Below are 26509 nucleotides of genomic sequence, written 5' to 3' on the forward strand. Positions count from 1 at the left end.
CATACTTGTGAATGGCTTTTTTATTGCCCAATCCATAACTATTTTTGCTCCCCAGTATGAAATACCCTACCCGTAAGAAAGCAACACTTCTACTAGAAGACGGCACCACATTTACTGGATACTCCATAGGCAAGCAAGGCACCTCAGGAGGTGAGATTTGCTTCAATACAGGAATGACCGGATATCAGGAGATTTACACAGATCCGTCCTACTATGGACAAATCATTGTGAATACTACTTCCCACATTGGGAATTATGGTGCTGTAGACACAGAAGTCGAAAGTGATCAACCAACAATAAAAGGCTTGGTTGTAAATGATTTTTCTCACATTTATAGTCGTGCAAAGGCAAGTGAAAGTTTGCAAGAATTCCTCGAAAGGAATAATACTGTAGGAATTGCTGGAGTGGACACCAGGAAGATTGTGAGACACATACGCACCAAAGGAGCTATGAATGCGATCATTTCTTCTGAGCTAGAAGGTAATGCCTTACAAGCAGAGCTTGATCAAGTACCTAGCATGGAAGCTTTGGAATTGTCTACGGTTGTGACAACAAAGGAAGCATATGAGCTTGGCGTAGAAAATAAAGGATTTAAAGTCGCAGTGTTGGATCTTGGAATTAAGAAGTCGATTTTGAAGAATTTAGTAGATAGAGATTGTCATTGTAAAGTATTCCCTGCTCAGGCATCATTTGCGGAAATGGAAAAATGGAATCCAGATGGATACTTCATTTCAAATGGACCCGGTGATCCCGCAGTGATGGATTATGCTTCTGATACAGTCAAGGCAATGCTTGATAAGGACAAGCCAACTTTCGGAATTTGTATGGGAAGTCAGATACTCGCCAAGGCTGTTGGTATCCCAACATACAAAATGCATCATGGACACAGAGGACTGAATCATCCTGTCAAAAATTTAAATACAGGATATAGTGAAATCACGTCTCAGAATCATGGCTTTGCAGTAGACATGGAAGCTTTGAAGAATTCAAAAGAAGCAGAACTGACACATATTGATTTAAACCACGACACAGTGGAAGGATTGAGACTAAAAGATAAACCTGCATTCGCCGTACAATACCATCCGGAATCATCACCAGGCCCCAATGATTCTACCTACCTATTCGATGATTTTATTCAACTAATTAAAGACAATAAATAATGAGCGTTATTGAGAGCGTTTTTGCCAGACAGATTATGGATTCAAGAGGCAATCCGACTGTAGAAGTAGAAGTAATTACTGAGTCTGGATATATTGGAAGAGCAGCTGTTCCTTCGGGAGCATCGACGGGTGAGCATGAAGCTGTGGAACTAAGAGATGGCGATAAGTCCAGATACATGGGCAAGGGCGTGCAGAAAGCAGTAGATAACGTTAACAATATTATTGCACCTGAAGTTGAAGGACTATTGGTAGTAGAACAAGCTTATATCGATCAGTTGATGATCGATCTCGATGGTACGCCAAATAAATCAAAACTAGGAGCAAACGCGATTTTAGGTGTTTCTCTTGCTGTGGCAAAAGCAGGCGCTGATGCGTGTCAACTTCCGCTATACAGATACATTGGCGGTGTGAATGCCAAAGTACTGCCTGTACCAATGATGAACATCATTAATGGTGGATCTCATTCAGATGCTCCAATCGCATTTCAAGAGTTTATGATCAGACCGGTTGGTGCACCTACGTTTACAGAGGCACTAAGAATGGGAGGAGAAATTTTCCATCACCTTAAAGCAATTATCCATGATAAAGGGCTAAGTACAGCGGTTGGTGATGAGGGTGGATTTGCACCAAATTTTGAAGGTGGTACAGAGGAAGCTTTGGAAAGTATATTAGCTGCCATCAAAAAGGCAGGATATAAAGCAGGAAAAGACGTAACAATCGCGTTGGATTGTGCTTCTTCAGAATTTTTCGAAAAGGGTACATATAATTACAGCAAGTTCGAAGGAAAAAATGGAGCGAAACGGTCAAGTGCTGAACAGGCTGAATACCTTGCAAAACTTGTAGATGATTATCCAATAGACAGTATTGAGGATGGTTGTGATGAGAATGACTGGAAAGGTTGGAAAATGCTCACAGAGAAAATTGGTAATAAATGCCAGCTAGTAGGTGACGATCTTTTGGTGACAAATGTTAAATTCCTTGAGAAGGGAATCAAAGAAAATGCCGCGAACTCAATCTTGATTAAGGTGAATCAAATTGGTACGCTTACCGAAACGCTCGATGCCATTGAGATGGCTCACAAAGCTGGATGGACAGCAGTCGTATCTCACCGCTCAGGAGAAACAGAGGATTCAACAATTGCTGATATAGCTGTTGCAACCAATGCAGGTCAGATTAAGACAGGTTCTATGAGTCGATCGGACAGAATGGCTAAGTACAATCAGTTGTTACGAATAGAAGAAGAGCTCGGCGATGTAGCCATCTATCCAGGTAAATAATGACTTGTAGTATTCAGGAAATTTTTAAAGGCTTCCAACGGAAGCCTTTTTTATTTACTAGAATGAATGCGCTACTCACCGGTGACCCACTGCAGCTTACCGATTTGATCTGTTAGAGTTAATAGGATATCAGCAGCTTTGGGTATCATTTTAAACTCAAAGGTTATGTCACGACACGAAAACACAAACTCAAAAGTATGGCTAGGTTTAGTCCTAGTCCTCTTAGGCAGCTACTTTCTGCTTAGAAATCTGCACATGATACCATCATTTTTACCCTATTGGCTATTTGGGTGGGAATCGATTTTCATAATTATTGGAGGCGCAATGCTGGTAACTGGACGAAGAGAGGGATTAGTTTTTTTTGGAATAGGAGTATTCTTCATTTTGCCTGATATTTTGCATATCCCCCACTTTCGCATACGTGATTGGTGGCCGCTCATATTGATTGCATTGGGCTTGTCAATCTTTTTAAGAAGACGTAGCTATACCAGCAAAGATCCAGATGTCTCTAATGAAGAATTTTTTGACGACACGTCTATTTTTGGTGGCTCAGCCAAAACAATTACATCACAAAATCTAAAGGCAGCTCGAATTAACTCGATTTTTGGAGGCTCAGAGCTTAATTTACTTGGAGCAAAATTGGGCCAAAAAGAAGTGATTGTGGATTGTCTATGCCTTTTTGGAGGAAATGAGATCATCATTCCCAACGATTGGACAGTTAGAAATGAAATGTTCGTCATCTTTGGCGGTTTCTCGGATAAGAGAGCTTCTGTTTCAGGTGTAACTCAGGATCCTGAAAAAGTAATAAGGCTAAAAGGCATGGTTCTATTTGGAGGATCTGAATTAAGAGGAGGCTAGACCTGACATTCGTTTTATAACTTTAGGACTAATTATTACCTAATCACGAATGAAGCACCCAATTCTAAGCGGTTCTGGCTACAAACTTTACGTTCTTATTTGGTTGGTAGTTATGGCTGCTCATGGATCTGTGCTTTATTTTTATTATGACTTTTCTGTTGCCATTGCCATTGCAGACAGCCTGATTTACAACCTCATTTTTGGTGCAATAGCACCTGGGCTTTGGTTTATTGTGACTTTCGGTGGTCTAAATAAAGATGAACTATCGCTTATTGGAACTCATGTAGGTGCGGCATTTCTCACTATAGTAGTTTGGCTCTCTTTATCCAGTTATGCCCTCAAATTAATATTTTATGCAGAGTTGACATATCTCACTTTTTTAAGTGATTCAAGTGTTTGGCGAGTAATTGTTGGTATCCTGTTTTATAGCATAAGCGTATTGATATTCTATTTAATCAAGTACTATCAGGATATGCAAAAGCGATTGAATCGGGAGTTGGAACTTCAAAATCTATTAAAGGACTCAGAGTTGAGAATGCTAAAATCTCAAATCAACCCCCATTTCATCTTCAATAGTCTTAATTCTGTAAGTGCTTTAACAGTTTCAAAGCCGGAAGACGCGCGCGAAATGGTTATTAAGCTTAGTGACTTTCTGAGATACTCTTTAGGCAAAGATCACAGTGAATTGAATTCACTTGAACAAGAAATTAGAAATGCCACTCTCTATTTAGATATAGAAAAAGTTCGATTTGGTGACAAACTCAAGTTTGAAAAAAAAATCGGTTCTGAGTGCTTAAGTGTGCAAATGCCAAATCTGATTTTTCAGCCACTTTTTGAAAACGCCATTAAGCATGGAGTTTATAACAGCATCGAGCCAGTTACCATCAAATTGAAATGTGAGTTAGTCGAAGGAATGCTAAAGATTCATGTTAAAAATGATTTTGATCAGACATCAGTCCCGGCAAAGGGAGAAGGAATTGGTTTAGACAATGTCAAAAAAAGATTGACTCTTGTTTATGGTAGAAATGATTTATTGGAAGTAAATAGAAGTGAAAATGAATTTTCTGTCGCCATAACAATACCCGTGAATCAAGCAATAGATGAAAATTAGAACACTTATTATAGATGATGAGCATCTCGCTCGTCAGATCATTCGAGATTATTTGAATGAAGACGATAACATTGAAATTATAAGCGAGTGCAGTGATGGGTTTGAGGGATTTAAGCAAATAAACGAACTAAATCCTGACCTTGTTTTTCTGGATGTAATGATGCCGAAACTTACGGGTTTTGAAATGCTTGAGCTTTTAGAGAACCCACCTGTTGTAATCTTCAGTACTGCTTATGATCAATATGCCATCAGAGCGTTCGAGCAAAATGCTGTTGATTACCTCCTAAAGCCATACACGAAGGAGCGTTTTTTCGAGTCCTTGAAAAAGGCAAAATCAAAACTAGCTTCACAAACGGTGAATCAAGAGGCTTTGAATAAAGTGCTTGATAAGCAACGTGAAAAAGCAGAAGTTTTAACGAGAGTTGCGGTCAGAACTGGATCGAAGATTCATATTGTTGCGATAGAAAAAATCAAGTATTTAGAAGCACAAGATGATTACGTGAAGCTTTACACGGACGAAGGTAATTTCTTAAAGCAACAAACTATGAAGTATTATGAATGCCACCTTCCTGAAAATGATTTTTTGAGAATTCATAGATCTTACATAGTTCGAATAAAAGAAATTTCCCGTGTAGAATTGATGGGGAAAGATACACATGTGGTATTGCTAGAAGACGGCACTCAATTATCTGTTAGCCGATCTGGGTACTCTAGACTAAAGGAAGTTCTAGGCTTCTAATTCGAAATTATTTCATCGGAATCATTTATTACTATAAAAATAGTTGTATAATTATAAATATAGTTATAGTATTGTGTTATGAAGGAATTGACCAAAGCAGAGGAGCAATTGATGCATTATCTCTGGACACTCGGAAAAGCTTATTTAAAAGACATTGTAGAGCAATACCCAGAACCAGCTCCTGCTTATACTACTATTTCCACAGTAGTAAATGTTCTCGTGAAGAAGGAATTTATTGGCTTCAATACCCACGGAAAATCACGTGAATACTTTCCTCTTCTTTCGAAGGAAAAGTATACTCAACAGTCTATGAATGGACTAATGAGGAGCTTTTTTGATAATTCCACCAAGAAATTTGCATCCTTTTTCACATCACAAAAGGATCTCTCTGTAGAAGAACTACAGGAAATTAGAAAGCTAATTGATGAACAAATAGCGCAGCGTAAGTCATGATTGAAATGATCATTTACATACTCAAAGTCATGGCCATACATGGGCTATTGTACCTGTTTTATAGACTTGTGCTGAGAAATACAGGACATCATGCATTTAATCGTGGCTATTTACTTGTCGCACTTATAGCAGCATTTTTTATACCATTCATTGAAATTCCCCTACCTGATATGGTCCAACCCTCTGATGAAATTTCTGTTATCATGTGGTTGTCTGAACCGGTTTCAGGTATTGAAGAGTTTGAATTGGTGCCCGTACAGCAGCAAGATGTTTCTAATTCTTACTGGCACCTGATCCCATGGTTCTACGCTCTTGTAGCTGTGATTTTATTAATGCGATCTGTTTTCTATCTAGCGTTGTTAGCCAGACTTAAAAAGCATTCTGAATACGTAAAGAAACGTTGGTTTAAACTTTTTAAAATATCACAAGATCGTCCGTTCAGTTTTTTCTCAAATGTATTCATGCCGAAATCACTTTTTGGGACAGAAGCATTTGAGCAAATTCTTGCGCATGAATGTGAGCATGTACGGCAGCTTCACTCAATAGATAGGCTGCTTACGGATTTTATTGTTTCGCTGTTTTGGTTCAATCCCTTCATTTTTTTGTATCGAAACGCGCTCATCGAAATCCATGAATTTCAAGCAGATGAAGTGGTACTCAATCGGTTTAAAGATCCGGTTGGATATCAGGAAATTTTATTTTCACAACTTCAGTCTGCGCAATACTCGGGTTTGGTGAGTCATTTCAATTTTTCAATGATTAAAAAAAGGATTGTAATGATGAACAAACAACACAAAATGTCCGGATGGGTCTATGCTTTGACTGCACCGGTAACTTTAATGGTGGTATTTGCTTTTTCAAGTAAAGAAGCCATGGAGCCTCTCAGTGGAGTAGGTGACGAGATCGCCTCAATACTTGGACCTGAAAAAGGACTGGACTGGCCGGAATTGAAGCTTATGGAAAATGTAGTCAATTCCAGATCACAGAAAGAACTCAAAGGTTTAGCTCAAGAAAACACGCCCTCAATATCACCAGTAAAGAGTTCTGATCTGACACGGCTTACTTCAGGATTTGGTATGCGCATGCATCCAGTTCAAAAAGTGAGAAAAATGCACTTAGGGGTGGACTTTTCATGCCCTATAGGAACCGAGATATTTGCTACAGCAAGCGGTGAAGTAATAGCCGTTGAAGTGAATGAAGGTGGTTACGGAAAATTGATTACCATTAAGCATGGTAATGCCTACCATACTAAATATGCTCAGCTATCTGAGTTTAAGGTAAAGGTTGGAGACCTGGTCAAGAAAGGAGACGTAATCGGATTATCTGGAAGCTCTGGAATGTCTACTGCTCCCCATTTACACTATGAAGTGCTCAAAGGTGAGAAGCGAGTCAACCCAATAGACTATATCAAGGATTACAATTTTAAATCCAATCGGAATCCAAAAACGGAGAATCTAAAAGAGCAGGAACAACTGCTTGCAGAACAACAGCTGGCTTTGGCCCAACAGGAAAGGGTATTGGCAGAGCAAAAGCAAATTAGTGTCATGCAAGAAGAGAAACAGGCTCAGCAGGAAATGCTATTGGCAGAAAAAGAAGCTATGGCTGCACAACGCGTTAAGGAAAGAAATGAGGAGGTGCGCACGATAGAAATTGAGCGGGAAAGAATCGCTGAAGAACGGAAGTTGATGGAGCTGAAAATCTTAAACGAAAAACTACGATTTGAAGACAACAAACAAAATCCGGGTATTAGTATTTCTGGTAGTGGAGAAAATCCACTGTTTGTGGTCGATGGTGAGGTTGTTACCGGGGTTTCTGAATTGGAACCAGACGAAATCGCCAGAATAGATGTACTTAAAGGTAAAAGTGCGAAGGAAAAATATGGCGATAAAGGGAAAGATGGCGTTATTGAGATAACTACTAAAAACAAGCAAAAAGAAAAGGATAAGTCGAAGGACAAGAAAAAGGACAAGTCAAAGGAGAAGAGCAAGTCAAAGTTCAACTAACATCTGGTCGAGAACGATTTAGTTCACTTCCGAAAAACCTCATTTACTTTATCCCGATAGGATTGTCCGATCGGGATTTTTGCTTCTCCAATCTTAGCTTGATTACCTTCAAAGTATTCAAGGTGATTAAGTGATATGATGAATGATTTGTGTGTTCGGATGAAACCCGACGGAAGTAGATTCTCTAATTTCCTCAAAGTCTCACTGATAATGAGTGTTTTTTCTTCTTTAAGATGCACTTTCACATAGTCACCGATAGATTCGAAGTAAGTGATCTCATCAAATTTGATCTTATGATTTTTCTTGTCAGCCTTAAGCATGATGAAATTCTCTTGAGATTCTGAGGCACCCAACTGTACTTTATTAACTGCTTTTATAAATCGCTCGAACGAAAAAGGCTTAAGTAAATAGTCAACTGCCTCCAATTCAAATCCTTCTACTGCGTGATCAGCATAAGCTGTTGTAAATATGACTTTTGGTTTTTTTGATAGGGATTTATAAAAATTGATGCCTGAAAGCTTAGGCATGTTGATATCCAGAAATATCAAGTCAACGGACTCCTTGTTCAAGTAATCAAGAGCTTCTACAGCGTCTTTGCAGCTAGCTATTAGCTTTAATGATGGCAGATCTGACACATATGATTCCAGCACTTCTCGAGCCAGCGGCTCATCATCAATTATCAGGCATTTGATCATTTCCAGTCAATATTAATTTTCACTTCAAACTGCTCAACAGTCTCATTTATCTCCATTTCTCCCATCGCTCCATAGATAAGTTGCAGCCGCTTCTTTACATTTTCAAGCCCAATCCCTCCATATTTTCCATGCTCAGAATCATCTACTTCCCCTTTGTTATTGATAATATGGAAAGACAAATTAGTTGAATTGTTGGTTAAGTTAATTTTCACGAAATTCTTATCTTTCTCTCCTTTCAAGCCATGTTTGAAGCTGTTTTCAATGAGAGGAAAAAACAGCAATGGCGCAATCATCCGACTGTCCAAATCACCATCCGTTTCCAATGTTATAATGGCATCTTCATTGATTCTCAATTTTTGTAGATCTAAATAGTCAGTAATGGACTCAACCTCTTTAGATAGTGGTACATCTTCTGACACTTCATAGATCATGTATCTCATTAGATTGGATAGTCGCAGAATTGCATCTGGAGTTTTGTCGCTCTTTTTGAGAGCCAGTGAATACATACTATTCAAACTGTTGAACAGAAAATGTGGATTAATCTGCATCTTCAATGAATTTAACTCTAATGAGAGTTTTTCCTTTTCTATTTGCTGCAAACGATACCAGGACTTTGACAGTTTGAGTAGCGTAGTGAGCACCCAGTATATAGTAAATATCGTGATCAGCACCGACATATCGGTGAATGAGACCATGTAGAAATCTGTTGGTAAAACCGGGATTAAAATCTCAAATACTAGCTGATGTAAAAAATAAGCAAAGCCAATATTAATGAAGCTTAGTAGTAAATAGAGCGTGTAACGCTCCCTCAATAAAAACATAGGAACATGATATCTCAGGTTTATGTAGCAGAGAACTAACAGCGGAATATGAAAAAATGCTGAATAGATAAAATCGATGATTTTCAATTCATTGGAGATTGAAAAGTAACTTCCGATAGCATAAAACGACAACACCCAGAAAACCAAGTGTTGTAGCCAATTACTCAATAGCATATTCTTGATTTTTTCCATTACAATGATGATCTGCTATATGTTTCTCTGCCACTAAAGACGGACTCATCATCAGCATATTTGTCAAAAAACTTTTGAAGCTCTTTTGGCTGTGCTGTAATCAGAATGGTGCCGTCTACATTTTCATGTCTTAAGCGAATTAAATTACTTTCAAATAAGTCATTGAGCTTATCAAGATCAAAATGGATCATGGTAAAATGATCTTTTGTAACCTCCACTTTGTAAAAAGTATGCACGGGAAAGTAATTATCTGAGAAGTCTTTAGAATTATAATTGGTTATGGGATAAAGATCTAAAAAAAGATCTCCACCAATATCTACTAAGTGTGCAACATATGCAGTCTCAGAATCTTTATCTTCCTCTACGACTGTTAATCGATAGCTTTTATCTTCGAATACGGCAACACTACCCTCATATTCTAGATTCCCCTTTTTTGCGACTGAGGATGCCTTTTCGAATAGCTTTTTTGAAGCTTCGGATTCAGCCGTATCTTGTAGTACAGGCTCGCTTTGAGACATTCTTCTGAGCATCTCTTTTCTTATTACATCTTCATCATATACGGTTTTACCATCAATCTCCATTGAAATTGGCTCATCGGAACTTATGGTAAACCCTTCTTTGATGTCAATTGAATATTTATATTCCTTGTCTTCATCTTCCTTCTTTTCTTCCTCCTCGCTTCCTCTCTCGAAGATCATAAAGGAGTCATCTCCAAGATCCCACGTTCCAAGAAGTTCTTCTTTAAATACCAGCGTGTCTTCGGTATATATGGGAAAAAGTGAATACACACATGAGTTTAGAAATATGGCTATTAAGCCGATTAAAATAATTGATCTCTTTTTCATTTTGTTTCAGTTTTGATGATGGCTCAAAAGTGATCGAAGACCAAAGTAGAGAAAAATATTATCTGTAAACACACAAAATTTCAGGGTGAACATAAAAAAAGCCTTGATATCATCAAGGCTTTCGAAAAATTTCAATGATTATAGTTACCTCAGCATATACTCGAACAGTCCTGTGAGGATCTCCGATGCTCCGATGTATATACCTACACCATAAGTCACATGTCTCACGGAAAGGTTTTTAATTACGTATGGAAGCCCACTGATATTGGCCATAGTGAAACCCGCACCAATGATCAGGGCCGCCAGTATTGTTAAATATGGATTGGAGGAAAATACTATTGCCATCACACCAATTGCCATCACAATGAAACTGCTGATGATTACGTTTTTCAGATCGGCTCTGGAAATTCTCTTACTTATCAGGAAACCTGAAATGGCACAAAGTCCAAGTATCGCAAAAGATATGTAGCCTTCGTACTCGGTAAAATTCGGAAACCTTGTCGCAAAATGATCTGGTAAAAACTCCACAAGAAATGCTTTTCCTAATCCAAGGAACAAACCGACCATGACAATGGCCAAGTATGAAATAGGTGTTTGTTTTTTTACTCTATCATTCGAAATTAATTCCGATTTACGTTGCATCACCTCATCCCTTGAAACTCTATGAAAGATGAATCCTGTAACTGAGATGAGTATTCCTCCAACTACAAATGTGAGCGTATCACCAAAGAATGTAACCAAAGCAACAACTACAGGCTCTAATGCATAAAGGACTTCAGTAACCAGAAATAAGACACCAACAACAATAGGAAGTTGCTGCACCGGAGCAAATGCTTCAATCATGGAGTTTGCAGGGCTAATAAATAGATTCATACTTATGAGCCAAATGACAATCATAAATGGGACAATGGTGGAGACGTCCATAATATGTGATGTGCCTACCAGAGTGGCCACCACCATAAAAACCATCGCTGTGGCCCCAATACCGACAGTGAAAATAATTAAGTATTTACCGTTTTTTTGTAGAATCTTATCAGAAAGCCAACCAGCTATTGGTGGGATAGTAACCAAAATAATAGCTTTAGCCACAATCATGAAATCAAGTAAATGTGTGATCCCAAGATTCTTCATTAAAATTGGCTGATACTCGTGATATGCAATCCAACTAATGACAACAGCAGCATTAAGTGCTGCAAGACTGTATACTTCCCTCCACTTTAGGGAGCTTGTTTTTTCACTCAACATAATTTTTCATTCTTTTGATGATAGATGTATCTACATACGCAATGCGTTCACAGAACGGATTTTAGTCGTTAGGTAAGGATAATTTAGACCATTCCCAGAATGAAACCAATTACAGAGATAGATAGACAGAGTGGAGAGTAGAAGCTTGTATCTTTTTTGGCAAAAGTTGTGTTCCTTACTTTCTTGGAAAATCCCACATAACGAAAATCTCCGATGGCTCTTAAGAGAAAGATACCTGGGATTACCCAACTTGCAACTGAAATCACAAAAGGTGGAATCTCAAAAGGAACAATTCCGGCTTTAATTAGATAGAAACAGCCAAATAGGAGTAGGCCAAATCCAACAATGAAGCTATCAAGCTTTTTAGGATTGAGCATCCGTTTGCCGTCTTCATTTTTTGGTAGAGCGTCTTCAAATCCCCATGAACTGCCAAAGGCCCAACTCAAGTGAAGTAAGGATAATGCAAGAAAAATCAAGAAAAGTATGCTAGACAATATGATCATGTAGGTTCATTGAGGTGCTTAATAAGAACTTGCTTCAAGGTATCCGTTTTTATCGGCTTCAATACATAGTCACTCATTCCTGCATCAAGACACTCTTCCATGCTACCTTTCATTGCATTAGCTGTGAGAGCTATTATTTTTGGTTTCCTCACAGCCTCTTGATAATGTGCTGTGATCAGCTTCGATGCTTCAAATCCGGAAATGTCTGGCATTTGCAAATCCATTAAAATCACATCGTATAGCTTGTCTTTTGCTTTTTGTACACCCTCAGATCCATTAATTGCAATGTCTACATCATCGATGTTCATACTTTTTAGCATTTTAGAAGCTACCAACCTATTGATTTCCACATCTTCTACAATCAATAGTTTGAGTTCACTAAGTCCCGGTACTTCTATATGATCTAACTCATTTATGTCTTCTTCTTCGGATATTCCTAATGGAAGAGTAAAGAAAAACGTAGCTCCCTTTTGAGGGACAGATTCGAATCCGATAGTTCCTCCCATCAGTGTGACCAGTTTCTCAACAATAGAAAGCCCAAGCCCAGTCCCTTCGTACCCATCACTATCTGTTCCTTTATAAAACGTTTCGAATAAGTGAGGCTGCTTATCAAGCGGTATTCCGGCGCCGGTGTCTTTAATCGTAAATTGAACGGAAGCCACATCTCCCGTTTGCCCCAAGACTTCCACTTTAAGGGTAATGGAGCCTTTATAGGTAAACTTGATGGCATTGTTCATTAAGTTCACTAATACCTGCCTGATTCGAGCCATATCTCCTCTCAAATAGTCAGGTAGTCTTGAGTCAAGGTCTAGTAAGATCTCAAGATGACTATTCCCACTTGTCTTATTTTGAAAAACTTGCCAGATTCCTTTCAGTTCATTTTTAATGGCAAAAGAGCTTATTTGTAATTTCAACTTACCAGCCTCAATCGTGGTGATGTCTAATACGTTGCTGATGAGGCCATGAAGAATATTACTGCTATACACTAAACTCTCGATTAGCTCCTTTTGCTCCTTGTTAATGTTAGTCTTGGATAGCAGTTCTGTCATTCCAACTATCCCGTTTAGCGGGGTCCGCATTTCATGAGAAATGGTAGCTAAGAATGTTGTTTTTGCCTGGTCTGTAGTTTCAGCGTTTTGTTTCTCTCTTTCAAGCTCCTTGTTACGTTTTCTTAATTCCCGTCGATCATCTATGTAAGTTCGTTTGAAAGCATACAGACATATTCCCATAATTACGAGAGAAATGAGAGTGGCAATAGCCAGATCTTGCATGAGTAAGTCTGCACTTTCGTAAATGCCAACCATCTCCTGGTTTTGCATTTCGAAAATCGTAAGGCCCAGAACTAACCCAAATGTCACAATAATGAAAATCAGATAGTCCCTAAGTGGAAGAACCAACAATCCTGATAAATAAACAAGTGCAAGAAAAGTGGGTATCGCTGCTTTAATACCTCCTGATGGAAGCCACGATATCCCTAATAAGAACAATATCAAGTAATAATAGGTCTGGGTAAGAACACGGTAATTGACTCCTTTTTTTTGAAGAATATATAAGGCCGTATAGATGAATACACCGCTCGTGTATACCGTCTGCACAAAGTATTCATACCCTACAATAAATCCATAGATACTCCAAAAAAGGAAAACAATAACAGTGAGAAAGAGTGTGATCTCGAATAACCGATGTTCAATCTTCATTGATCGATCCGTATTGGGAAGAATATTTTTGAGCAAGAATTTCAATTTGGCTGGCCTATGGTTGAAGTGAAATTAAAGGATTTTGAATCAATGTTGATATTCAAAATTCTTAAAATAGGAAGCATTTCCCGTTTTAAACGAAAAAGAATGCTTAATAAGCTTCAAAACTATTAATAGGAGGTAATCATTCCGCTCTTATACACGATTATATGTGAATCATGTCTGCATTAAGGAACCGAGCGTTTCCGGTTTTTTATGCTTCTTATTTAAGATATTAGCGCTCGTTAACTCTTAGTTTATGGCAGAAAATATTTTCACACTTCTAATGCTCATTCTTTTGCAGGCAGTCCTAGGATTTGATAACCTTCTATACATTTCCCTGGAGTCAAAACGTGCACCGGTTGAAAAACAGAAAATGGTTAGATCAATGGGGATCGGAATCGCTATTGCATTGAGAATCGTTTTACTCTATGTACTGGTAAGCGTTATTAAGTATTTCCAGGACCCATTTTTAGAATTAGACTCAAGTTTCCTTACAGGAGCAATTAGCATCCACAGCTTGATTGTTTTGTTTGGAGGCGCGTTTATCTTATACACAGCGGTGAAGGAGATTTTTCACTTGGTGTATTTGGAGGAGCATGAAGGGGATGGAAAAAATAAGCAAAGTGTAGCCAAGACCATTATCATGATTGTCTTTATGAATCTGATTTTTTCATTTGATTCTATTTTGAGTGCTATGGCGCTAAGTGATGTCTTTTGGGTGATGGCAACGGCTATTATTATCAGTGGAGGATTGATGATCTGGTTGTCTGATGGCGTGTCTAAGTTTCTGGCAAAAAATAGACTCTATGAAATTCTTGGCCTTTTTATTTTGTTTCTTGTAGGCGTAATGCTTTTATCTGAAGGTGGGCATCTGGCTCATTTGAAGATTTTTGGGAATGAGATTACACCAATGAGCAAAACCACATTTTACTTTGTTATTTTCATTCTGGTAGTTATTGATATGGTTCAGAGTAGGTATCAGCGCAAGCTTATCCAAAAGAAGAATGAATCTAAAGTTTGAGAGGTTCCGTTTTAATGGACTGAACACTTAATATCTAGGTCATGAAATCAATAGTTTGTGCAGCTTCTTTTTTGCTCTCAGTTGTATCGTTTGCTCAGAGCTCAAAAATTTCGACGATAGATTTTGTGCAGATACAGAATGACAATATCGAAGAGGCAATTTTCTACTACGAAAACAATTGGTTGGTGCTAAGGAAAATGGCGGTTGAAAATGGTTTCATTGATTCTTATGAAATTATTCAGGTTGAGGCTGCAGATGACTCTCCATTTCATCTTATACTTAAAACCACTTATCCAGATAAATTATCTTTTGAAAAAGCAGAAGAAAGATTCTCTGCACTGATCAATGAAAAGGGAGCGTTAAGGCTTCTTAACAACAAACAGCCAGCAGATTTTCGAAAAGTTATTTTTAGCAAGACTGACGGTAAGCATCTTTTTTGATTTACCAATTCAATCTATGTTTATGATTCATTCTCATAATAGATTTTATAATACTTCCGTCCATCAGAATCTTCTCCTCGCTCGATAAGTTCACGATTTCCGTGAATGTATACATGAAAGTTCTTATCTAGCTTAAGTACACTTTTGAAAATACGTGCCTGTTTTTTTACAGATTGAGCAGCTATTTTAAAGTTATCTTCAATCTCAAGGTCCATGTCTTCTTGATATTGTTTGTCAAAATATCTGAATGATTTAACGGCCTCATCTTCGCGGCCAAAGACAGATAGCTCAAATTCACCCTTATCAAAATCTTCCGCTTCTTTGAAGTATTTAATTGATTTATTAAGCAAATCAATCTGATCTGTTTTGGATACTTCAAACTCCTCAGGCATTTGGTCCGTGATGTAAGACTTGGTCATCTCCAAAAAATGGTTGGTATTGTTTACATGATCTTTTTTGAAATCCAGATTAATAAAATCATTCTTCCAGTATACGGCCTCACTATTGTTGTTGTCATAAGCCAGGATGGTAAATGGATCTTCATCAAACAAGATCAAACAAGCCTTATCTAACTTCTTTTCTCCAATACCTTCTTTAAACAGAAGTGTAGGTTCTTTGGTCCAGTCAGGTGTTTCGATGAAAGGATCTTTCTTTTCTACTTTGAAAATCCCCAGGCCATCAATTGTAATCCCATTGATGAAGATGTCACTAAAGCGGACAATAAATAATTCACCTTCCTTGATATTAGGATGTCGGGAGCTGGTCCTCAAGTGTGATATGATACCTTCATAAGTATCGCCGATTGCTCCATTTCTATTGATCTCACGGGATAGACTGTAAAGTACATTGAGATCGATTTCTACATTGTGAGTGAACTGATAGGTATTGGTAGAAGCTGCAAATGGTTTTAAGAATATGTTTTTAAGCATTTCCTCTTCACTTGGTGAAAACTCATTTTGAACCAAGTGATGGTCAGTTGTTTCTTCTTCTATTTTTTGAAAGAAAAGCTCCTTTACACTAGCTCCTTTGTAGTCAATCATATTTCAAATTTAGTTTGCGAAAATATGGAAAGAGAACTCATTCACTCATAGTATTTATTAAGTTCATGGCAGTTGTACTCTAATGATTCTACTTTACCGGTAAGTTTCTGCCAAAGTTGGATTTCGTTTAGTTCCTGAAGCGTGTAATAGTCTTTGAGTGCTTCATTCAGGAAAGTCGGATTCTTTCTCTTCCTCTGAGCCAGGTGTACACATCATGCAAAATAGAATCAATGATACTATTCGGATAAATTTCAACATGTTAGGTGCTTTTCTTAAAAGTTACTAATTTATATGGTAGGGTAAAACCTCACATGCATGTAGTACTACTAAAATTACCACGATGAAAAATTTAAAATTAATTGCTTTGTTAATCAGCTTTTCATTCATGATCGCATGTTCAAGCGATGATGAAGTTACTAGCTCCATAGATATTCCCGCTCAATTTTCAGTGGACATTCCACAACCAATAAGTGCCAATGCAGGCGGATTGAGTGGTAGAACCTCCGGAGATGGAGATGGAGTGATAGAAGGAGATGAAATTTATGAGAGTCTGAGACACTTCATTAAAATTGGCGAGGGATCTGCTGAGATCGTTGAATTAACCTTGCTTGTCGCTGTAGCCCTGGAGGTGCAAAATATAAGAACGTTCACATTTGAAAGTGAAGATGATAATAGAGAAAAACGTATCGATCTAGTTGAAGGAGTGACTCGAGGAGGAGTGGCTTATGACTATGAAATGACCATGATTGATGTCGCTGACAATGAGATGGCTTTGCAATTGTTATGGAATACTGATCCTGTAGAGGGAGTGGCTATTCTGAAACCTTACAATATCAATAGAGATGAACAAACCGATGAGCCAAACGCTTTTGTTAGAATTGAGTATAGCGAAGATGATGCTACATATGATGCAACCATGACCGTATCAATTGCGGGCATTCAACCTGTGGACAATGGAGATATTGATAACATGAAGATGTTTGTGGGTAAAAAAGGAGATATCGTTGAAGTGATGGGCAACTCAAATCATCCAAACATTGAGATCGTGGATCCAAACTTCACTGGGGGCAGAAACTATGCATTCGTTGGAAGAGGTGATGAGTCTACTGACTTAGGTGTGATAAAATTGGCACTTCCACCATCTTCCACGACCACATCAGATGTGCTTGAAGATTTCTCTGTTTTTGCAGTGTTGGAAGCTGAGATTAATGCAGTTGCAAATCTGGATCAAAGTATTATCGATGCAATTCTTGCAGAGGCCCTCTCTCCAGCGTATTTCAATAATGATGGATTTATTACATCTGGTACCGATAATAAGCCAGCTAGCTTTGACGCCGCATTCGTAGATCTATCAGGAATGAATCCTTTTGTGCCAAATGACATTCAGAATCTAGAAATTGACTTCATCCAGTAGTAGAGTTTTAAGTTAGTAAAAATCCCGACCGAGAGGTTGGGATTTTTTTTGGAAGATGTTTTTCAAACAGCTGCATCATAAGCCTCCTTTAACCACATAATCAATTCTTGATCTACATCTTCTACCGCTGTGAGTTGTACCCTATGTGTACACATGCTTCCAAAGGGCCCCGAATCTCCCAAACGATCTGTGTATGGTTTTCCTTTAAGCTTAATTCCTAAATCGATTCGGATTTTGGTTGCCGGTTTGATCAAGGCAAATTGTTTTTTACGAATCACGCTAACGCTATCTTTCTTTGGCGTTTGTATGATGTCTACACCAAATTTTGCAATTTCAGCTAACAACTTTTCATAAATTGGATAAAGTATCTCTTTACCTTGATATTGATTTTTTAAAAGCACTTCGTTATCATGAGAGCCAGCATCGGCTTTTCGACTTTTTAGAGTTACAAAATTGGCATATCCATGAGTAAATCCATGCTCGGTTTTAAGGAAGTCCATAATCTCTTTATGTTTTTCAAGCTTTGACGCTTCAACCAATTTGATCCAATGCTCAAGTGGATGTCCGGTTTTTTCAAGTAATCCCTTTTCCATCATTCAATTAATTATTGTTTTACCAATTGCCTAAAATCAACCCCATAATAGTAAGTGATATAACACAGTATCCAGCATTGATCAAGTATACTTTCATTGTTTGCATTTCAAAGAGATAGAGTATTCCAAGAAATGTTGCTACCCAACCCAGTCCGGCAAAAAGCCCAGCCATTGTGCCAAAAATCAGGTCAGCTTCTGGTCCAATAAACATTTCTAAGATGAATGCCGCGAACAAGGCAAGCAGAAAGGACAATCCAAACGTCTTGAAAATACTTCGTTTTTTCAACTCTTCTTCTGTAAATCCAAAAGCATTCATCCATTGCCTACCAAACAATGGCCCATACCAGACGCCACCTATTAGGAATGATGAAATTGCTGCAATCAAAACAGAAACCCAGTTGATGTTTTCAAGTGCTGTTGCTAAATCCATTTTCTTTTTTCGGTAAGATTAATACCTGCGACTTAGCCGTCATAGTAAAAAATTAACCTCTTCGGTCCAGTGGAAAAAAATTCGGATCATCTTGATCGAATTCCTGATCAATGAACTCTTCAGGGTTAAATCCAGAAAAGTGTTTGAATTCTTTGATAAAGTAAGATTGATCTGAAAAACCACACTGATAAGCAACCTGGGCCCAGGTGATCATTTCTTTATTGTGAATTTTATGCAAGATTTCATTAAACCGCAGTATACGTTGAGAAGACTTTGGAGTAATGCCAACATACTTTTTGAATTGATCAATTAGGTGCTTTTGAGTTTTTGGGTATGAATCTGCTAGTTGAGCAAAACTAGCTGCTGGTGTTTTTTTCAATTCCTCATAGAAATCCAAAAGCTCTGGAGGAGGTTGCTTGTTTTCATTAAACCTTGTATTTAACCATTTTTCTACCTGCTCAAATTTTTTGATGGAATTCGGTTGACTCAGGAGTTGTTCTCTCAAATCCGTTAATTCAGAGCCAAAAAGCTCTTCTGTATTGATAACTTTATCATTGATCCGATTTAAATCGAAATGGAAAAATGGATATGCCCCATAAGGTTTAAATTGAATAACAAGCATCTCTGAGTTTTCATGCGCTGAAATGGAAAGATAGTTTTTATGTACACCAGAGATCCAAGCCTTTTCATAGGCATTGTTGGCTTTTAAGGTGTCATTGTCAAATGTGTTTCTAACTATACCGTCCAACTCGAATATGAGAAATACATGACCTGTAGGTACTACCCGTTCTATTGAATGATCAGGAATGAAATCTTTTAAATAGAATACCGATTCAACATATCGGGACAGATTATCGGGCAATTGATGCACTTCAAAGTTCATAAACAGGATTGGGTGATTTATTTATTATTCCTTGAAAATAAGCCTTGATTTTAAACTAAAGAAATCCCATTCAAGTCCGTGGTAAGTAATTCAGTCATTACATCAAAGTATGGGCGCATCTGATAGAAGGCATGTGAAAGTTTTTTTGCAAAATCAGGCTGCACCATTTCTTCACGGGGGAATTCGTGCTTGATAATAAACTGCTTGTATCTAAGCAAATCAATATCTGGATGATCCTTTTCAAATCCACGAGGCGCAGTTTTGAGCTTCTCACCTAGCAGCTCACCAAAGAAGGCTTTGAATTGCTTTGATTCGATAACAGATCGTAAAATATCTCCATCTTGAGCAAGGTGGTTTCTAATGTGCAAAAGGTCGTGAGCGTTGGGGTTAAAAAAACCTCCCATCACCTGAACACCATCTAAGCCAATACGATAATAATATCCACCTCTTCTATCAGCACCTGCTCGGCGCATGTATCCTGCCCAGTGAGTTTTATATGGAGTCTTGTCATTACCAAAGCGCACATCTCTGTAAATACGGAACAAGCTCTTTTTGCCTGATTGATTTTCAATGACGTCATGAGTATTCATCAAAGCGATCAACTCATCCGCAAAAGCGATCATCTCTTGATGAGCTTGCTCATATTGAGTCTTATTGGCTTGAAACCATTCGCGATTATTGTTTTTGCTGAGTTTGCTTAGGAAAGAAAGTGTGTTATTCATATGAGCGTTTAAAAACGCAAATCGATCTGGTACGGTTCAGCTTCCCATTCATCAATAAATATCCCGTTTGGATATTAAATAAACTATTGGTCAATCTTTTGCGTGAACTTGCAAGGTATGATGAATGGGATAAAGAGATATTTTGGGTTATTACCCATTAGTTTCAGCAACGCCTTGGTTGCTACCATTGTAGTGGCTTTTATCATGGGCCTTCAGACATATTTGTTGCTAGCTACCAAAACACATGCCGTTGAATCTTGGCTATTGGTAAGAGCGGTATACGTCTTCCCAATTTTAAACTATGGCATTTGGCTTGCTACATCACCACTACTTTTTCTTCTACTCTTAAAAGCTAATACACATGCGGACACCCTTAAAAGAAATACGACTTACGTTGCTCTAGGGCTGGCATTTACCTTGGGGCATGAGCTTTTAGCTCTCCTCATTTTTAATGTAAGTCTATACCTAATATATTTTCTCAATTTCAATGATTTTTTCGAATTGGATATTAAATCAGGAGTTTTGGGCCTATCAAAGACATTTGTAGAATATTGGGTTATTTCTTTCTTACTTATTCACTTTCATTCTAAGAAAAAGTTTAGGCAGGCCGAATTGCGCAACGCTCAACTAGAAGCCCAACTGGTGAAAGCCCAGATGAGCGCGTTAAAAAATCAGTTACACCCACATTTTTTATTCAATTCATTCAATACCATATCGTCACTCATGGAAGAGGATGTGCCACTGGCTCAGCGGATGATTGCTAAACTGGGATTGTTGCTCAGGAAAATCTTAAAAGATGGAGACGTACAGCTGGTTGCACTTGAAGATGAAGTAGAAATGGCTAAGCTGTATTTGGAGGTGGAACAGATTAGATTCAAAGGAAGACTGGTTACACGTTTTTCAATAGATCCTAAAGTAAAACTGGTGTCTATTCCCACACTACTACTTCAACCAGCTGTGGAAAATGCCGTCAAACATGGGTTTTATAATAAGACGGGAGTATGTGAAATTTCCATACAAGCCTATGAAGAAGGCAATTTTGTGTGGATTGAAGTAGCTGATAATGGAGATGGAAAAAAGAATAGTTTAGGAGTTTCATTTGGTATGGGACTAACAAATATGAAGGACAGACTGAGAACATCGTATGGAGAGGGATACGAGTTGAATGTCAACTCAAAATCTGCAAATGGCGGATTTATTGTTGAAATTAAGATCAGGAAGGAAGCTACCAAAAATGAAAATATCAACGGCATTAGTGGATGACGAATCGTATGCATCAGCTAGAATCAAAAAATTAATCCTCAACGACCCTGTTTTTGAAATCGTAGGTGAGGTAACTGGCGTTGAGGATGCCCTCAAAATGTTGAAGTTCAAGAAACCAGACGTGGTTTTTTTAGACATCAAAATGGCGGATGGGACAGGCTTTGATGTATTGTCTCAGCTTCCGTCAGATTATAAGCCATACATAGTTTTTGTTACAGCTTATGATGATTTTGCTCTTAAAGCATTTGAATACAATGCCATTGACTATATATTAAAACCTTACGAAAATTCAAGATTTTATAAAGTAGCCGAAAAGGCGAAAGAGTTTGTCTCCCTGAGAAGATCATCGCTGATCAATCAACAAATCTCTAATCTCATTAAACAGGAAGATCAACCCGCGCAATCTGATGCCAACCAAATAAGGATTACAGAAAAAGGGTGGGATGTATTTATCGACTACCCTGACATCATTTTTTTTGAAGCTCATGGTAATTATTGCAAGATTCATCTGAAAAACCGATTTTATATATACAAGCAAACGATGAAGAAACTGGAGAAGGAATTAAGCACTATGGAGTTTATTAGAATTCATCGGTCCTACATTGTCAATCTTGCCAATATCAATGCTGTTCAATACCTAGGCAAAAGTGAATACGAATTTGAGTTGTGCAATTCTACTAAGGTGATTTCTGGAAGAAGTTTTGCTTCTGACATCAAGAATCACCTATCCATGAAGGTGAAGTCATAGACGGCTATTTTGTGCAAATAGGATAATTCGAACACTTTGTCACTTGATTTCCTGTTTATCCCTTCTTTTCATCGAGCTCAGCAGCCTCACCGTTTTCAATGGTAATGATGCACAAAGCTGCCATACTAATTTTATTGACTTTCATCCTTTGTGGATGTGCCAGGGAAATGGCATTGACATCAAGCGATCAACTTACAACAGTTGATTTCGAGATGTACCACAACATCATCATTGTGGAGGCATATGTAAATAATAAATGGTCAAAGTTTATTGTGGACACGGGTGCAAGTGTGTCATTGCTAGATTTCACTCAATCAAAGAAATATGATTTTACTTATTCAATAGATACAGATAATCGATTGACAGGATTTGGAGGTAAAACGCGACTAATGAGGACTTCTGAAGTTTCTTTTACGATGAAGGGCGCATTAACTGATCGACCATTCAGTTTTTCAGCTTCTGATTTAAGTGGGCTAAACACGATTCTTTCTCAAAGTCAGCAGCGTGTATTGGGGATTCTCGGCAACGATTTTCTCCAATCACATGGTGCAATCATCGATTATCGAAGAAAGAAACTGCAGATAGCAAGTATTGAGTGAGTCTTAAGATTTTCGATGCAGGGTGGGAAATTATCATAGTAGAGTATTATAGTAGCCCGCCCGCATCGAAATATTTACTAAAGATAGGTAGAGATTAGCAAGTTACCTTTCAGTCACAACCATCCATTGAATTCCATACTTGTCTTTGCACATGCCAAAGTTATCTTCAATAGGAAACAACATCTTTCCTTCTTCGCAAAGCTTCCCAAATACGAACTTCTTCTTTTCGACACTCTCAAATGGTAGGTATAGAGAAAAATTGCTCCCGGGCGTCACTTCATACCCTGGAATATCATCAGATGCTTTGATGACTAGATTTCCGACTTTCAATTCTGAATTGTAAATACGATCACCGGCAGTGTCAGGTACAGGTACAGGCGATTCTTTAAACGTGATCATTGTCGTAATTTCACCTTCGAAAATAGAAGCATAATACGTCATGGCTTCTTTGCAAACGCCGGGGAAAACGAGGTAGGGAATAATAGTATTCATGACTGCTAGGGTTACTGCTTTTCAACAAAATTTTTAAAATTTTCCAACCAACGCTGAGCGGGCTTCTTATACATACCGGGGAAAAGAATAGCAATAAGTCGTGGTAGTACCCAATTGATGCGTGTATAATTCACTTCCGTATCATATCGGGTAACTCCGTCTTCTAGTTGGGTAAATGTGCATTTCATCGTGTTATCCATGTGCTTGTGGTGATAAAGTGCTTCGAAAGAGTCAGGCAGGTTATTGCTAATGATGGTTTCAGTAAGCACCATTTCATGTTTGCCATTCCGATAGTACATTTTGGAAATGGCACCTTCCTTACCTGCATCACCCTTCAAAAGTTCTTTTTTTTCAAAGCCTTCCTGGTATTCTTTGAGATAAGCTGGGTCAGCAAATAATTCAGCTACTTTATCACGTGATTGTTTGATATCAATTGATCCATTGAATTTCATAATGTTCTGATTTTTTCTTCAAGAATAAGTTACTGCTTCTACCAGGAGGTTACCAAATCGTTTTGTAACCAGAAAATATTACTGTTCTGTTTTTTTCAGAAAGTGGTATCCACATATTCAGAAGGTGACTTTCCTGTAAAACGCTTAAAAGTGCGGTAGAAGCTTACTTTGTTGTTGAAACCAGACTTCATTCCTATTTGAATCAACCCTCCATTTTTCTGACCTTCTAGCTGCATCAGTTTTTTTGCTTCCTCAACTCGATAATAATTGATCGCTTCACGGAAGGTGTAACCCAATTGTTGATTGATCAAATCTGAAACGTACTTTTTTGAGAGTTCAAGTGACTCGGAAAAAGTTGTGAGCGTAATGGTGTCATCCAGGTAGGCCTTCTCAACCTCTAATTTGTTTCTAATCGTATCAGCATCTTTGTTTCGCTGATCCAGATCGTATAAAGTCGGGAAAGTATGTCTATTGAAGAGATTGTTTTGAGTAATAAAATTGTATGCTATAGACTGAATCAAAAAGGTCATTACTAGCATGCTTATTAGATTAAATAATGGAATCTCTACCAATCCTGATGGTCTAATCAGAAAGTAAGCAAAGCCAATGGCTAGACCTAAAAGATAAAGCCGAAGCACCGAATGATACCAGTTAGCATGTCGATTATTTTTGATGTGCTCTTTAAAGGATTTGAGTTTCGAAATGCTTAGCAAGAGATAAGCTCCAATGTAGAGATAGAATGAAATGAATAGCCAGAAATCAAAGCTATTGTATGAAGGTACATAGGTAATGAAGTTTGCGACGTATGCAAGCTTGTCTGTGGCTGACATTCCGTAGAAAGGAATGTTAATAGCCAGCAGTATAAAAAATGGAATTGCATGTAATAAGTGCTTGAATCTGAGCTTGAAATTTGGATAAACAATTGCCAGCGTCATAAAAAACAAAAGCGGAGGTTTGATGAAATTAATTGGATAGCTGATGCCAAGAAGGTGCGGAAATGCTTCTATCAGTTTGGTTTCTGCGAGTAGCCTTTCAATAAGCGTAATGCCTTCAATAGTGAGAAAAAGCGCTAAAAACTTATCAGTAAGACCACCTTTTTTTCTTGTAAAAAATATGATTGAAAGGAAAATGGCTTGAAAGGCACCAAATGCGATTAAGGCGTGCAATATGAAGGATAAGTGGATCATTCAGGTTAAATATATGAACAATCGTTGTTGAGTATTCCTTTATTTCGGCTCGATCAAATCCCACAGGTTTCCATAGAGGTCAGCAAAGACAAACACTTTTCCAAAATCTTCTTTAGACGGTTCTCTAATGATTTTCACTTTATTGGCTTTTAGCTGAGCATAATATCCATCCAGGTCATCTGTATGCATAAATAGGAACACCCGACCTCCTGTTTGATTACCAATCGCCTGTTTTTGCTTTTCATTTGCAGCCTTACCAAAAAGTAGCGAGGTATTCGATTGAGGAGGAGCTACACGCACCCAACGTTTGGTTTCACTCAATCTGGTGTCTTCCAAAAGTTCGAACCCCAACTTTTCTGTATAAAAGCTAATTGCTTCATCATAATCTCTTACTACAAGCGTAAGTTGGAATATTTCGTTTTTCATTGGGCTAGCTCAAGATAATCTCCATAGCGATAACCTGGTAAATGGCTTAAAGCTAGCTGGCAATCCATTTAAACTGAAATTGCTTTTCAGGAATTTTCACTCGTTCAGATAGTCGTTGCAGCCGATTTGGAAGTGCCATTAAGTAATCTCGAGCTTCTTCGGCTTTTTCATTGATTCCTTTAATGTTCTCTATGTTCCATTCTTTTATCAGGGAATTCAGAATATCGATGTAATCCTGTGTAGTGTAAACAAGTGTTCGTTGAGCAGCATCAGAAAAATGCTTGAATAGATCGCCAATCTTACCGCCAGATTCTCTAAGGAAATGAGCCGGCATTACAATCTTTTTCCTCATCATATCTTCAAAAGCGATCATGACTTCACTAGGATCTATTTCAAAGATGCTTTTAATAAAATTCTTGTATGCATTAGCATGACGGGCCTCGTCAGACGCAATGATGCCACACATTTTAGCTAAGAGCGTATTTCCTGCTTTTTTTGCCAGACTTGCTACTCTTCTATGAGATATGTTGGTAGCAAGTTCCTGAAAGCTTGTGTAGATGAAGCTTCGATAAGGGTCTCTGGAAGTCTGAATATCGAATCCATCGTTCAGTAAATGATGCGTAGAAACTTCCATCTCTCGCATATTTACTCTCCCCGACAGATAGAGGTATTTGCTCAGCAAGTCCCCATGACGGTTTTCTTCTGCAGTCCATCCTCTTACCCACTGTCCCCATCCATTTTGGTTCTCCTGATTTACACCATCCATGTCCATAAGCCAGGCTTCATATGTTGGAAGTGCTTCTTCCGTAATAGTATCTCCAATTAGTACCGCAAAAAGATCATAGTCCATTTCTGCAGAATGTCCTTGAATATCTCGGATTTCCTCGATGAAATCAGGCGAATTAGAATCCGGGAGGATATCCGACGGCTGCCATATTTCTTCGATCGGTTTCAGGTATTTACCCAAAAGCTCATCCATCGATTTTTCGAGGGTCTGCATCACCTCTTTACGTATGTTGTTCAAGTTCATTATGCGAAGGTATTTCTATGAGCCGGATTGTAAGCGCTTTCCTTGAAGTTTGTGATGAGAAGATTTAAAGAAAAATTCCAGAAGCTTTTAGCGGTGTTTAATGGTGAATTCCCTATGTGATCGGGCGC

The 26509-nt window shown here is 38.1% G+C and carries 29 protein-coding genes; 13 read left to right on the forward strand and 16 right to left on the reverse strand.

Features of this window, described 5'->3' with window-relative positions:
* The first annotated feature begins 56 nt into the window (after positions 1 to 56).
* The 7 genes from carA (at position 57) to ABJG98_RS15555 (ending at position 7601) form a co-directional block, all read left to right on the forward strand.
* On the forward strand, positions 57 to 1160 hold the full coding sequence (carA, locus tag ABJG98_RS15525; protein ID WP_348280449.1) for a glutamine-hydrolyzing carbamoyl-phosphate synthase small subunit: 1104 nt from the start codon (positions 57 to 59) through the stop codon (positions 1158 to 1160).
* A complete protein-coding gene (eno, locus tag ABJG98_RS15530; protein ID WP_348280450.1) occupies positions 1160 to 2437 on the forward strand; it encodes a phosphopyruvate hydratase in 1278 nt (425 codons plus the stop codon). The genes carA and eno overlap by 1 nt, the downstream gene beginning before the upstream one ends.
* Positions 2438 to 2602: 165 nt before the next feature.
* Positions 2603 to 3295, forward strand: coding sequence for a DUF5668 domain-containing protein (locus ABJG98_RS15535; protein WP_348280451.1), 693 nt, complete (start codon positions 2603 to 2605; stop codon positions 3293 to 3295).
* Positions 3296 to 3344: 49 nt separating this feature from the next.
* Positions 3345 to 4406, forward strand: coding sequence for a histidine kinase (locus ABJG98_RS15540; RefSeq protein WP_348280452.1), 1062 nt, complete (start codon positions 3345 to 3347; stop codon positions 4404 to 4406).
* Positions 4396 to 5145, forward strand: coding sequence for a LytTR family transcriptional regulator DNA-binding domain-containing protein (locus tag ABJG98_RS15545; protein WP_348280453.1), 750 nt, complete (start codon positions 4396 to 4398; stop codon positions 5143 to 5145). The genes ABJG98_RS15540 and ABJG98_RS15545 overlap by 11 nt, the downstream gene beginning before the upstream one ends.
* A gap of 78 nt (positions 5146 to 5223) precedes the next feature.
* The gene (locus tag ABJG98_RS15550; protein WP_348280454.1) at positions 5224 to 5598 is read left to right on the forward strand and encodes a BlaI/MecI/CopY family transcriptional regulator; all 375 of its coding nucleotides are present in this window, start codon (positions 5224 to 5226) and stop codon (positions 5596 to 5598) included.
* 5 nt (positions 5599 to 5603) lie between these two features.
* Positions 5604 to 7601: a peptidoglycan DD-metalloendopeptidase family protein gene (locus tag ABJG98_RS15555; RefSeq protein WP_348280455.1), complete on the forward strand. Its 1998-nt coding sequence runs from the start codon at positions 5604 to 5606 to the stop codon at positions 7599 to 7601.
* A 23-nt stretch (positions 7602 to 7624) separates the two neighbouring features.
* Here the strand turns inward: ABJG98_RS15555 and ABJG98_RS15560 are convergent, their stop codons facing one another.
* The 6 genes from ABJG98_RS15560 to ABJG98_RS15585 form a co-directional block, all read right to left on the reverse strand.
* Complete coding sequence (locus ABJG98_RS15560; RefSeq protein ID WP_348280456.1) at positions 7625 to 8296, reverse strand: LytTR family DNA-binding domain-containing protein; 672 nt, start codon at positions 8294 to 8296, stop codon at positions 7625 to 7627.
* Positions 8293 to 9309: a histidine kinase gene (locus ABJG98_RS15565; protein ID WP_348280457.1), complete on the reverse strand. Its 1017-nt coding sequence runs from the start codon at positions 9307 to 9309 to the stop codon at positions 8293 to 8295. Before ABJG98_RS15565 ends, ABJG98_RS15560 begins: the two co-directional genes overlap by 4 nt.
* A complete protein-coding gene (locus ABJG98_RS15570; RefSeq protein WP_348280458.1) occupies positions 9309 to 10154 on the reverse strand; it encodes a hypothetical protein in 846 nt (281 codons plus the stop codon). The genes ABJG98_RS15565 and ABJG98_RS15570 overlap by 1 nt, the downstream gene beginning before the upstream one ends.
* Positions 10155 to 10298: 144 nt before the next feature.
* Entirely contained in the window at positions 10299 to 11399 is a 1101-nt protein-coding gene (locus tag ABJG98_RS15575; RefSeq protein WP_348280459.1) for an MFS transporter, read from the reverse strand.
* Between the two features lie 83 nt (positions 11400 to 11482).
* Positions 11483 to 11902 carry a DUF3995 domain-containing protein gene (locus ABJG98_RS15580; RefSeq protein WP_348280460.1) on the reverse strand — a complete coding sequence of 140 codons (420 nt, stop codon included), beginning with the start codon at positions 11900 to 11902 and terminating at the stop codon, positions 11483 to 11485.
* The gene (locus ABJG98_RS15585) at positions 11899 to 13599 is read right to left on the reverse strand and encodes an ATP-binding protein (protein ID WP_348280461.1); all 1701 of its coding nucleotides are present in this window, start codon (positions 13597 to 13599) and stop codon (positions 11899 to 11901) included. Before ABJG98_RS15585 ends, ABJG98_RS15580 begins: the two co-directional genes overlap by 4 nt.
* A gap of 298 nt (positions 13600 to 13897) precedes the next feature.
* Between ABJG98_RS15585 and ABJG98_RS15590 the strand changes: the two genes are divergently transcribed.
* A complete protein-coding gene (locus ABJG98_RS15590) occupies positions 13898 to 14662 on the forward strand; it encodes a TerC family protein (RefSeq protein ID WP_348280462.1) in 765 nt (254 codons plus the stop codon).
* 41 nt (positions 14663 to 14703) lie between these two features.
* Positions 14704 to 15102: a hypothetical protein gene (locus tag ABJG98_RS15595; RefSeq protein ID WP_348280463.1), complete on the forward strand. Its 399-nt coding sequence runs from the start codon at positions 14704 to 14706 to the stop codon at positions 15100 to 15102.
* A gap of 20 nt (positions 15103 to 15122) precedes the next feature.
* Here ABJG98_RS15595 and ABJG98_RS15600 read toward each other — a convergent pair whose 3' ends face one another.
* Complete coding sequence (locus tag ABJG98_RS15600; RefSeq protein ID WP_348280464.1) at positions 15123 to 16142, reverse strand: nucleoid-associated protein; 1020 nt, start codon at positions 16140 to 16142, stop codon at positions 15123 to 15125.
* 340 nt (positions 16143 to 16482) lie between these two features.
* On the opposite strand from ABJG98_RS15600, the gene ABJG98_RS15605 reads away from it, so the two are divergent.
* Positions 16483 to 17556 (forward strand): hypothetical protein, encoded by a 1074-nt coding sequence (locus ABJG98_RS15605; protein WP_348280465.1) that lies wholly within the window; start codon positions 16483 to 16485, stop codon positions 17554 to 17556.
* A 62-nt stretch (positions 17557 to 17618) separates the two neighbouring features.
* Here the strand turns inward: ABJG98_RS15605 and ABJG98_RS15610 are convergent, their stop codons facing one another.
* Genes ABJG98_RS15610 through ABJG98_RS15625 form a run of 4 tightly spaced genes read right to left on the reverse strand, consistent with a single transcriptional unit; the run spans position 17619 to position 20184 of the window.
* On the reverse strand, positions 17619 to 18149 hold the full coding sequence (locus ABJG98_RS15610) for a DUF5655 domain-containing protein (RefSeq protein WP_348280466.1): 531 nt from the start codon (positions 18147 to 18149) through the stop codon (positions 17619 to 17621).
* A gap of 19 nt (positions 18150 to 18168) precedes the next feature.
* Complete coding sequence (locus tag ABJG98_RS15615; protein ID WP_348280467.1) at positions 18169 to 18579, reverse strand: DUF1761 domain-containing protein; 411 nt, start codon at positions 18577 to 18579, stop codon at positions 18169 to 18171.
* 52 nt (positions 18580 to 18631) lie between these two features.
* On the reverse strand, positions 18632 to 19462 hold the full coding sequence (locus ABJG98_RS15620; RefSeq protein WP_348280468.1) for an AraC family transcriptional regulator: 831 nt from the start codon (positions 19460 to 19462) through the stop codon (positions 18632 to 18634).
* A 50-nt stretch (positions 19463 to 19512) separates the two neighbouring features.
* Entirely contained in the window at positions 19513 to 20184 is a 672-nt protein-coding gene (locus ABJG98_RS15625) for a DUF2461 domain-containing protein (protein ID WP_348280469.1), read from the reverse strand.
* Between the two features lie 102 nt (positions 20185 to 20286).
* Between ABJG98_RS15625 and ABJG98_RS15630 the strand changes: the two genes are divergently transcribed.
* The 3 genes from ABJG98_RS15630 (at position 20287) to ABJG98_RS15640 (ending at position 22794) form a co-directional block, all read left to right on the forward strand.
* On the forward strand, positions 20287 to 21447 hold the full coding sequence (locus ABJG98_RS15630; RefSeq protein ID WP_348280470.1) for a histidine kinase: 1161 nt from the start codon (positions 20287 to 20289) through the stop codon (positions 21445 to 21447).
* Complete coding sequence (locus ABJG98_RS15635) at positions 21419 to 22195, forward strand: LytTR family DNA-binding domain-containing protein (protein WP_348280471.1); 777 nt, start codon at positions 21419 to 21421, stop codon at positions 22193 to 22195. Before ABJG98_RS15630 ends, ABJG98_RS15635 begins: the two co-directional genes overlap by 29 nt.
* A gap of 167 nt (positions 22196 to 22362) precedes the next feature.
* On the forward strand, positions 22363 to 22794 hold the full coding sequence (locus ABJG98_RS15640; RefSeq protein WP_348280472.1) for an aspartyl protease family protein: 432 nt from the start codon (positions 22363 to 22365) through the stop codon (positions 22792 to 22794).
* 102 nt (positions 22795 to 22896) lie between these two features.
* Here ABJG98_RS15640 and ABJG98_RS15645 read toward each other — a convergent pair whose 3' ends face one another.
* The 5 genes from ABJG98_RS15645 to ABJG98_RS15665 all read right to left on the reverse strand — a co-directional run bounded on the left by ABJG98_RS15645 (position 22897) and on the right by ABJG98_RS15665 (position 26381).
* Entirely contained in the window at positions 22897 to 23286 is a 390-nt protein-coding gene (locus ABJG98_RS15645) for a VOC family protein (protein WP_348280473.1), read from the reverse strand.
* A gap of 11 nt (positions 23287 to 23297) precedes the next feature.
* Positions 23298 to 23738 (reverse strand): SRPBCC family protein, encoded by a 441-nt coding sequence (locus ABJG98_RS15650; RefSeq protein WP_348280474.1) that lies wholly within the window; start codon positions 23736 to 23738, stop codon positions 23298 to 23300.
* 95 nt (positions 23739 to 23833) lie between these two features.
* A complete protein-coding gene (locus tag ABJG98_RS15655) occupies positions 23834 to 24925 on the reverse strand; it encodes a helix-turn-helix domain-containing protein (protein ID WP_348280475.1) in 1092 nt (363 codons plus the stop codon).
* Positions 24926 to 24964: 39 nt separating this feature from the next.
* A complete protein-coding gene (locus tag ABJG98_RS15660; RefSeq protein WP_348280476.1) occupies positions 24965 to 25351 on the reverse strand; it encodes a VOC family protein in 387 nt (128 codons plus the stop codon).
* A 52-nt stretch (positions 25352 to 25403) separates the two neighbouring features.
* Positions 25404 to 26381 carry an acyl-ACP desaturase gene (locus tag ABJG98_RS15665; RefSeq protein ID WP_348280477.1) on the reverse strand — a complete coding sequence of 326 codons (978 nt, stop codon included), beginning with the start codon at positions 26379 to 26381 and terminating at the stop codon, positions 25404 to 25406.
* Positions 26382 to 26509 lie beyond the last annotated feature (128 nt).

This window comes from Ekhidna sp. (assembly GCF_039960695.1).
In the GTDB taxonomy this organism is placed as follows: Bacteria; Bacteroidota; Bacteroidia; order Cytophagales; family Cyclobacteriaceae; genus Ekhidna.

Coding starts and splice junctions, on each gene's coding strand:
- carA (WP_348280449.1), top strand. CDS start 57: ATGAAATACCCTACCCGTAAGAAAGCAACACTTCTACTAGAAGACGGC.
- eno (WP_348280450.1), top strand. CDS start 1,160: ATGAGCGTTATTGAGAGCGTTTTTGCCAGACAGATTATGGATTCAAGA.
- ABJG98_RS15535 (WP_348280451.1), top strand. CDS start 2,603: ATGTCACGACACGAAAACACAAACTCAAAAGTATGGCTAGGTTTAGTC.
- ABJG98_RS15540 (WP_348280452.1), top strand. CDS start 3,345: ATGAAGCACCCAATTCTAAGCGGTTCTGGCTACAAACTTTACGTTCTT.
- ABJG98_RS15545 (WP_348280453.1), top strand. CDS start 4,396: ATGAAAATTAGAACACTTATTATAGATGATGAGCATCTCGCTCGTCAG.
- ABJG98_RS15550 (WP_348280454.1), top strand. CDS start 5,224: ATGAAGGAATTGACCAAAGCAGAGGAGCAATTGATGCATTATCTCTGG.
- ABJG98_RS15555 (WP_348280455.1), top strand. CDS start 5,604: ATGATCATTTACATACTCAAAGTCATGGCCATACATGGGCTATTGTAC.
- ABJG98_RS15560 (WP_348280456.1), bottom strand. CDS start 8,296: ATGATCAAATGCCTGATAATTGATGATGAGCCGCTGGCTCGAGAAGTG.
- ABJG98_RS15565 (WP_348280457.1), bottom strand. CDS start 9,309: ATGGAAAAAATCAAGAATATGCTATTGAGTAATTGGCTACAACACTTG.
- ABJG98_RS15570 (WP_348280458.1), bottom strand. CDS start 10,154: ATGAAAAAGAGATCAATTATTTTAATCGGCTTAATAGCCATATTTCTA.
- ABJG98_RS15575 (WP_348280459.1), bottom strand. CDS start 11,399: ATGTTGAGTGAAAAAACAAGCTCCCTAAAGTGGAGGGAAGTATACAGT.
- ABJG98_RS15580 (WP_348280460.1), bottom strand. CDS start 11,902: ATGATCATATTGTCTAGCATACTTTTCTTGATTTTTCTTGCATTATCC.
- ABJG98_RS15585 (WP_348280461.1), bottom strand. CDS start 13,599: ATGAAGATTGAACATCGGTTATTCGAGATCACACTCTTTCTCACTGTT.
- ABJG98_RS15590 (WP_348280462.1), top strand. CDS start 13,898: ATGGCAGAAAATATTTTCACACTTCTAATGCTCATTCTTTTGCAGGCA.
- ABJG98_RS15595 (WP_348280463.1), top strand. CDS start 14,704: ATGAAATCAATAGTTTGTGCAGCTTCTTTTTTGCTCTCAGTTGTATCG.
- ABJG98_RS15600 (WP_348280464.1), bottom strand. CDS start 16,142: ATGATTGACTACAAAGGAGCTAGTGTAAAGGAGCTTTTCTTTCAAAAA.
- ABJG98_RS15605 (WP_348280465.1), top strand. CDS start 16,483: ATGAAAAATTTAAAATTAATTGCTTTGTTAATCAGCTTTTCATTCATG.
- ABJG98_RS15610 (WP_348280466.1), bottom strand. CDS start 18,149: ATGGAAAAGGGATTACTTGAAAAAACCGGACATCCACTTGAGCATTGG.
- ABJG98_RS15615 (WP_348280467.1), bottom strand. CDS start 18,579: ATGGATTTAGCAACAGCACTTGAAAACATCAACTGGGTTTCTGTTTTG.
- ABJG98_RS15620 (WP_348280468.1), bottom strand. CDS start 19,462: ATGAACTTTGAAGTGCATCAATTGCCCGATAATCTGTCCCGATATGTT.
- ABJG98_RS15625 (WP_348280469.1), bottom strand. CDS start 20,184: ATGAATAACACACTTTCTTTCCTAAGCAAACTCAGCAAAAACAATAAT.
- ABJG98_RS15635 (WP_348280471.1), top strand. CDS start 21,419: ATGAAAATATCAACGGCATTAGTGGATGACGAATCGTATGCATCAGCT.
- ABJG98_RS15640 (WP_348280472.1), top strand. CDS start 22,363: ATGGCATTGACATCAAGCGATCAACTTACAACAGTTGATTTCGAGATG.
- ABJG98_RS15645 (WP_348280473.1), bottom strand. CDS start 23,286: ATGAATACTATTATTCCCTACCTCGTTTTCCCCGGCGTTTGCAAAGAA.
- ABJG98_RS15650 (WP_348280474.1), bottom strand. CDS start 23,738: ATGAAATTCAATGGATCAATTGATATCAAACAATCACGTGATAAAGTA.
- ABJG98_RS15655 (WP_348280475.1), bottom strand. CDS start 24,925: ATGATCCACTTATCCTTCATATTGCACGCCTTAATCGCATTTGGTGCC.
- ABJG98_RS15660 (WP_348280476.1), bottom strand. CDS start 25,351: ATGAAAAACGAAATATTCCAACTTACGCTTGTAGTAAGAGATTATGAT.
- ABJG98_RS15665 (WP_348280477.1), bottom strand. CDS start 26,381: ATGAACTTGAACAACATACGTAAAGAGGTGATGCAGACCCTCGAAAAA.